General features: G+C 44.1%; 1 pseudogene. It reads right to left on the reverse strand.

What is annotated here, in order from left to right:
* Positions 1-30 precede the first annotated feature (30 nt).
* Positions 31-426 (reverse strand): annotated as a pseudogene (locus JIV24_RS22275) (hypothetical protein); the annotation flags it as partial.

Here is a 426-nt window from a genome sequence, read left to right on the forward strand (position 1 = left end):
TAGTGGTTTGTGCCACTACATTTTCATTCGCTACTGCAAAATTTTCGGAGGGATTTTCAAGCCTATTGCTTTTAATAACTTGATGCCATTGGAGGGAATGTCTGTGCGCAGCCAGATGGGTTCTTTCTTGACTTTAACAGGAACCGCCATTACCTGCATGAGCTGTTCCATTGCTGCCACAACGGTTAATGGCCTATCCTTTATTATTTTTCTGTTAGTCGATTTGGTTTCTATTCGTACCATTGATTGCCGGAGGCGTTTTGTCAGGTGTGCTTCGCAGAAATGGGCAAGAAAGCATAGCATGATGTGCCCGACTATCCTGTCATCAGTCCAATGGTGCATTGGACGGCTTTTCAAATAGCCTTTCATCTCACCAAATGCATCTTCAATGCGCCATAGTTCCTTGTAGTTTGAGACTATCTCGCC

This window comes from Carboxylicivirga marina (genome assembly GCF_016612505.1).
In the GTDB taxonomy this organism is placed as follows: domain Bacteria; phylum Bacteroidota; class Bacteroidia; order Bacteroidales; family Marinilabiliaceae; genus Carboxylicivirga; species Carboxylicivirga marina.